Genomic DNA, 6483 nt, shown 5'->3' with positions numbered 1-6483 from the left:
CGTTTTGGGATTGCAAAGGTAGAAACCTTTTCTGAATTTGCAAACTTTATTTTTAAATAATTTTTGCTTCCTTTTTCAATTAACAACCGCAATTTCGTTTCCTCTTTTGCGGGCTGCAAAGGTGCGAATAATCTTTCTTTTTGTCAAGTGAAAATTTCACTTTTCTTTAATCTTTTTTATTCGCTAAATCTTCAAAAAACAACGCCCTTTTTATTTGAGCGGCCACAAATGTAAGGAGAAAACCCCTATCAGTACAAGCATTATTTTAAAATAATTGAAACAATTTTGTAACTGCCTGTAAATTAACATCAAATTAACCGTTACCTTATATATACAAGTATCAATTAGTACTGTATGTACCCCTATATCCTTATTAAAGGCATTATTTATGGCCATAAAAAAATGCGTAAGTTTGATTTAGATATGGATAATTACAACTTCCCGCCGCGCTTTTTAGATGATTTAAATGCAGAACCTGGCTTTGATCGCGAGAATTTTATTGATGCGCATCAATCTGAAGCCGCCCCAACCTCTATCAGAATTAATCCTTTTAAGCCATCGGCCCTAAAAACAGACGCACAAGTGCCCTGGTGTGCCGAAGGTTTTTATTTGGATACCCGCCCTTCTTTTACTTTCGATCCGCTTTTTCATGCGGGTGCGTATTATGTACAAGAGGCATCGTCTATGTTTATTCGCCATATATTAAATACTATCCGCCCAAATAAAGAAGATGCTATTAAAGTTTTAGACCTTTGCGCCGCCCCGGGTGGTAAAACTACCCTGCTCAATTCGGCCCTGCAAAGCAGCGACCTACTGGTTGCAAACGAGATCATTAAAACACGTGTACCTATATTAAGCGATAACCTTAACCGATGGGGCACCTCGAATACCATTGTTACCAATAACGACCCAAAAGATTTTAACGCCATCCATAGTTTTTTTGATGTGGTACTGGTTGATGCGCCCTGCTCCGGCTCGGGCATGTTCAGAAAAGACCCCGCTGCCATGAATGAATGGAGCGAAGGCAATGTGAACCTTTGCCACCAAAGGCAGGAACGGATCCTAGCCGATATATATCCTGCGTTAAAAGAAGACGGATATCTTATATATAGTACCTGCTCCTACTCGCACCAGGAAAACGAGGATATACTGGATTGGCTTTGCACCGAATTTAACCTGGAAAGCATACGGATACCCATATATAAGGAGTGGGGTATTGTTGAAACCGAATCGCCACAGAAAAAAGCATGGGGCTATCGCTTTTACCCGGGCAAGGTTAAAGGCGAAGGTTTGTTTGCCGCCTGCCTGCGCAAAAAGGAAAGCAGCGGCGGTTTATCTAACTACAAAAACAATGGCCAGCAAAAGCTGCCCGCCAAAGAGATGGATATAGTCCGGAGTTATATTAATAATGCCGACGGCTTTTACTTTTTTAAAGTGAATGAGGATTGGCTGGCCATAAACCGCGAACATAAGGAAAGCCTGAACATTTTGCACCGGCACCTATATATAAAGAAGTCGGGCGTGCGGATTGGCAAGCTGGCGGGGAACGATCTGATACCAGACCATGAGCTGGCTTTGAGTTTAGCTATTAATAAGAATGCTGTATTATCTACCGAGCTTACCTGCGAGCAGGCTATACAATATTTACGCCGCGATAATATAGATATTACTATAGCCGGCAAAGGCTGGAGCCTGATGACTTACGAAGGATTGGCTTTAGGCTGGGCAAAGCTGCTGCCGAACCGGATCAATAATTATTATCCTAAAGAGATAAGGATAATGAGTCAGCAGGTGGTGTAGATGAATCTGTCATTTCGAACGATAAAGAGAAATCTCGTTCATTGGATAGGCGGCGAACATTTCATAATGAACAAGATTTCTCCTCGTACCTCGTTCGAAATGACATCCTAATATAAGGGATTTAAAATACTTTCAGGTTTAAAGCTTTTAAGCATTCCGTTAAACTTTTATAAATACTGTATTTATAATCGCGAAAGTCAAATTTATTTTTGTTTGCCTTAACAACATTACCTTTCTCATCTGCAAGCCAGTTATTTTGTTTGATAACTTTAAAGTCCTTGTTATAGTAATTTAAAAGCCTGCTACGTATTACGCCACCCTTTACGTTATCATCAAAAATAGATTCATCTTTGTAAAAAGCGAAAACATTACCATCCTTGTCAAAATAATGCTCATAAGATATATCCCAATCACCGCTTTCACTGAATGGCGCCTGAAAAATATAAATAATTTTACCCTCTTTATCTTTCAGTATATTACAGGTGTATTCTATTTCATCGGGCCATTTTTCATTGTAAACTCTTATTAAGGTTTTTTTGTTAGGCACTTTAACAAAAACAGCCATCTCTTTAGCATGAGTATTTACATACTTATCCGCGGCTGCTTTTTTTGCTTTTAAACTTGTAAGTACAGAATCGGTTATTCTGGTCTTAGTTGCAGAAGAAGTTTGTGCCTTAATTGAAAAGCTTATTATAATAATAAGGAATAGAGATAGGTATAGAAACTTCATTTTTAAATATAGTATCCTTATATATTCTTTCCGTCTACTATCTTAAAAAACTCATCGCGGTAGGTATCGCCCACGGGGATGATTTTATCACCGATGAAAATACGGCTGCGTTCTATACTATCTATCTTATTAATAGATACGATATATGATTTATGCACGCGGATGAAATGCTTGGGCGGCAAGGCGTCTTCCATTTTCTTCATCCCCTGTAGGGTGATGATACGCTCGGCAGGGGTGAATATAGAAACGTAGTCTTTCAATCCCTCTATAAATAATATATCGTGCAGGTAAACCTTTTGAATTTTATGCTCGGTTTTCACGAAGATAAAATCGCTCATAAAATCGTCCTGTTGCGCGGGCTCTGCTTTAGCTGCTGGTTTTGTTACCGGTTGTATAATGCCCTGTGCTTTTTGTACCGATTTAAAAAACCTGTCAAAAGCGATAGGTTTAAGCAGGTAATCTACCACATCCAGCTCATACCCTTCTAAGGCATACTGCGGATAAGCGGTTGTTAAGATCACCTTTGCTTTGCCATTGGCTATCCGCAGAAACTGAATCCCGGTTAACTCCGGCATCTGCACATCCAGAAAAACAAGGTCGATCCCGCCCTCCTGCACTAAAGTTAGCGCTTCAATAGGATTGGTAGTGGCTTTAATTAATTCCAGGAAAGGGATCTTGGAGATATAATCCTCCAGTATGTTCAGGGCCAAAGGCTCATCATCAACAACAAGACATCTGATCATGCTATAAAACTAAGGATAATTGACAAGTGTATGTATCCGCTTCGTCGCGAATATCTAAATTATATTTTCCGGGGTAGAGCAAATCGAGCCTGCGGCGTACGTTTGCCAGCCCTATCCCGCCAGACGAATCGCGGTTATGCGTATGTTTTTTATTCTGGATAAAGAAATAAAGGTGCCCATCCTCCAAATTTATCTTCAATTTAATAGGTGCTAAAGCGTCGTTAGCAATACCGTGTTTAAAGGCATTTTCTATAAACGAGATAAGCAATAACGGCACAATGTGCTGATTGGTTATTTCGCCGGTTACTTCAAAATCAATAAACGCCTTATTGCCGAACCTTATTTTTTGCAGGTCGATATAGTTTTGCAGGTACTGCAGTTCTTTGGTTAGCTCTACCTTATTATCATTACACTCGTAAAGCATGTAACGCATAATTTCGGATAACTTCAAAATAGCCTCGGGCGTGGTATCAGACTTTTGATAGGCCAGCGAGTATATACTGTTTAACGAGTTGAACAGAAAGTGAGGGTTTATCTGCGATTTCAGGAAAGATAGCTCCGCACTCAGGCGCTGGTTCTCCAGGTCGCGCTGCACCCGTTCGTTCAGGAACCAGTCTACCGTAAACTTTAATACGGCACTTAAAAACAGGAATACGGTAGTAGTAAAAGTAGTCTTGAAAAAATATTCCCAAAAGGTTGATTCATGTTTTCTTAAGCCTACTAATATGTAGCTTTTAAATACCAAGCCCCCACCGTATTTTATTAGTCCGAAAGCAATTATAGCGGCTACAATACCAGCTGCATATAATTTGTAGTTCTTTTTATCAAGGAACCGGGGAATTAGCAGTGAATAATTAAGGTAGAATACACTGATATTAATTGCACCGTATAATACAAACACCACCAACACAGCCTCTGTTGTCATTTTGCCGCTGTAGCGTGCTATTGATGCAAAAAAAGCGATAAGGCCTAACCAAAAAATAATATGCCAGAATATTTGCCAGCTTCTTTTCATCTATATTATCATACTGTATTAACAGCATCTAAAGTAATATTTAGATATGAATATAGCTGTGTAATTATATGTAGCATTTGTTTAGGCCGATGAACAGCCCTAAAAAGCCGACGAACTGGTTAAACGTGCTAATTAACCGTTCATCTACAAATGCTGGCTGTTGGTCTAATTGTTTTTAGCAGATAAATTATTTAGTATTTCTTTGTTCTATCAAAAACGATCACACAATGAAAAAGTTAGTTTCAAACTCAAACCCATTTATTTTATTACTGGCACCTGTAGTATTTGCCATTGTAATGGGCGTGAGCTACCAGTTTGAACAAAGAAAACAATTTACTGCTCATAACTCGGCTGTGCAGGCTACATCATTATTTATTAAAGGTGTAACCGTTGTAAAAACAGTATGCACAATTGCTACCGAGAAACTATGGTAATCAAAACTGAAGGCTTATCTTTTAGCTTTGGTGCCCAGCAAGTTGTTAAATCGCTATCCCTGCAAGTTCCGGCAGGGAGTATTTACGGGTTTTTAGGCCCAAATGGCGCCGGAAAAACTACAACCATAAAAATGCTGCTCAACCTGTTAAAAACAGGCGAAGGCAGCATTCATATTTTTGGGCAGGAGCTGCAAAGCAATCGCATTAATATATTATCGCAAATAGGCTCGCTGATAGAGCAGCCTGCCATATACCACCACCTTACCGGTAAAGAAAACCTGATGAACCGCGCCTTGCTTTTGCAGGTTAGCGAGCAAAGGGTTGACGAAATGCTTAAATTGGTTCAGCTAACCAATGCTGCCGGTAAAAAAGCGGGACAATATTCGTTAGGGATGAAACAACGCCTGGGCATTGCCCTTGCTTTACTAAGCGACCCCAAACTTTTAATATTGGACGAACCAACCAACGGACTTGACCCTAACGGCATTATCGAGATCCGTGAGTTACTGATGAGGCTTGTAGCCGGTGGCAAAACCGTTTTTATATCCAGCCACCTATTGGCCGAGATTGAGAAGATGGCTACCCATGTTGGTATTATTAACAATGGTAAGCTAATGTTCCAGGGCACTATTCACGATCTGCAGAATATTAACCAGCCCATGATAAGGATAGAAGTAGACAATACTGTTGATGCCGCTAACTTTTTAAAACGCAATAACTTCACAGTAAACGATATCAACCACGACCACCTTTATGTGCCTTTTATCTCTAAACAGCAAATAGGCGACATCAATACACTCCTTGTTCAAAACGGGATGACCGTATTTAGCATAAATAAACACCATAAAGACCTGGAGCAATTATTCTTAGATATTACCCAAAGCAACTAACTACATGAAGGGATTTTTACTATCATTCCGGTCCGAATTTTATAAGACCCGCAAAACGCTGGGCTTTTGGGGGGCTATCATACTACCTGTATTAATAAGCTCGCTGGCATTTGTAGCCGTATACACCAAAAGCGACAATTTTGTAAAAATGCCGCCTATGGGCCAGTGGATCCAATTTAGTATGATAGGCTTAGGTAGTATGGGGTCTTTGTTACTTCCCATTTATACCATATTTGTAGCTTACTCGGTAAACAATGTTGAGCACAAAGCCGATACCTGGAAAACATTATTCAGCCTGCCCATTTCGCGCTGGGCCGTTTACAGTGCCAAGTTTTTATACGCGTTATTCCTGCTGTTTTTATGCCTTACCCTATTTGTAGTATTTAATGTAGCATTTGGTAATTTGCTGAGTGTGGTTAAGCCCGAGCTTAAGTTTAACGAATACCATATAGAGTTGCTGTTGATACAGGTGTATTATAAACTATTGTTATCGGCCCTTGGTATACTTTCTATACAGTTTTTGCTCAGCCTTTTATGGGCCGATTTTTTGAAACCAATGGGACTTGGCTTTGTAGCTACTATTACCGGCGTTATACTGGCATCAAATAACTGGGAGTACAGTTATCTTTTCCCGTATGCGCACCCAATGGGCGCTATAAAAAGCATGGTAAAAAATAACAATGGCCCCGCCAGAATGCTTGAGATAGACATTTATACAAAGGATGTTTACGTAAGCCTAATTATAGCGGTAGTGGTATTTATAGCGGGTTACTATATTGTACAGAGAAAGAGTGTGAAATAGTGATTGGAGATTAGTGATAGTCTTGCCCTTGTAGACGACAACTGTGGAAAAAAGCGATGGATCTGTGCG

Annotated in this window: 7 protein-coding genes; 4 read left to right on the top strand and 3 right to left on the bottom strand. The window is 39.8% G+C overall.

Annotation, left to right across the window (positions count from 1 at the left end):
* Positions 1-402 precede the first annotated feature (402 nt).
* The gene (locus tag NPE20_RS25825) at positions 403-1800 is read left to right on the top strand and encodes a methyltransferase RsmF C-terminal domain-like protein (RefSeq protein ID WP_256541606.1); all 1398 of its coding nucleotides are present in this window, start codon (positions 403-405) and stop codon (positions 1798-1800) included.
* A 121-nt stretch (positions 1801-1921) separates the two neighbouring features.
* Here the strand turns inward: NPE20_RS25825 and NPE20_RS25820 are convergent, their stop codons facing one another.
* From NPE20_RS25820 to NPE20_RS25810, 3 genes are read right to left on the bottom strand one after another with little or no spacing between them, the layout of a single operon-like run.
* Entirely contained in the window at positions 1922-2530 is a 609-nt protein-coding gene (locus NPE20_RS25820; protein WP_256541605.1) for a hypothetical protein, read from the bottom strand.
* Positions 2531-2547: 17 nt separating this feature from the next.
* Positions 2548-3273 (bottom strand): LytR/AlgR family response regulator transcription factor, encoded by a 726-nt coding sequence (locus tag NPE20_RS25815; RefSeq protein WP_256541604.1) that lies wholly within the window; start codon positions 3271-3273, stop codon positions 2548-2550.
* Between the two features lies 1 nt (position 3274).
* Positions 3275-4288 (bottom strand): sensor histidine kinase, encoded by a 1014-nt coding sequence (locus NPE20_RS25810; protein ID WP_256541603.1) that lies wholly within the window; start codon positions 4286-4288, stop codon positions 3275-3277.
* A gap of 227 nt (positions 4289-4515) precedes the next feature.
* Here NPE20_RS25810 and NPE20_RS25805 point away from each other — a divergent pair, with 227 nt between their 5' ends.
* Genes NPE20_RS25805 through NPE20_RS25795 form a run of 3 tightly spaced genes read left to right on the top strand, consistent with a single transcriptional unit; the run spans position 4516 to position 6414 of the window.
* Positions 4516-4722: a hypothetical protein gene (locus NPE20_RS25805; protein WP_256541602.1), complete on the top strand. Its 207-nt coding sequence runs from the start codon at positions 4516-4518 to the stop codon at positions 4720-4722.
* Positions 4716-5612: an ABC transporter ATP-binding protein gene (locus NPE20_RS25800; protein WP_256541601.1), complete on the top strand. Its 897-nt coding sequence runs from the start codon at positions 4716-4718 to the stop codon at positions 5610-5612. Before NPE20_RS25805 ends, NPE20_RS25800 begins: the two co-directional genes overlap by 7 nt.
* A gap of 4 nt (positions 5613-5616) precedes the next feature.
* Positions 5617-6414 carry an ABC transporter permease gene (locus NPE20_RS25795; protein ID WP_256541600.1) on the top strand — a complete coding sequence of 266 codons (798 nt, stop codon included), beginning with the start codon at positions 5617-5619 and terminating at the stop codon, positions 6412-6414.
* Positions 6415-6483: the final 69 nt, after the last annotated feature.

It is taken from the genome of Mucilaginibacter aquariorum (assembly GCF_024498135.1).
Lineage (GTDB): Bacteria > Bacteroidota > Bacteroidia > Sphingobacteriales > Sphingobacteriaceae > Mucilaginibacter > Mucilaginibacter aquariorum.
This window is presented reverse-complemented; position numbering and strand designations above follow the sequence as displayed.

Excerpts from the sequence above, each read along its gene's own strand:
- NPE20_RS25825 (WP_256541606.1), top strand. The coding sequence starts at position 403 with ATGCGTAAGTTTGATTTAGATATGGATAATTACAACTTCCCGCCGCGC.
- NPE20_RS25820 (WP_256541605.1), bottom strand. The coding sequence starts at position 2,530 with ATGAAGTTTCTATACCTATCTCTATTCCTTATTATTATAATAAGCTTT.
- NPE20_RS25815 (WP_256541604.1), bottom strand. The coding sequence starts at position 3,273 with ATGATCAGATGTCTTGTTGTTGATGATGAGCCTTTGGCCCTGAACATA.
- NPE20_RS25810 (WP_256541603.1), bottom strand. The coding sequence starts at position 4,288 with ATGAAAAGAAGCTGGCAAATATTCTGGCATATTATTTTTTGGTTAGGC.
- NPE20_RS25805 (WP_256541602.1), top strand. The coding sequence starts at position 4,516 with ATGAAAAAGTTAGTTTCAAACTCAAACCCATTTATTTTATTACTGGCA.
- NPE20_RS25800 (WP_256541601.1), top strand. The coding sequence starts at position 4,716 with ATGGTAATCAAAACTGAAGGCTTATCTTTTAGCTTTGGTGCCCAGCAA.
- NPE20_RS25795 (WP_256541600.1), top strand. The coding sequence starts at position 5,617 with ATGAAGGGATTTTTACTATCATTCCGGTCCGAATTTTATAAGACCCGC.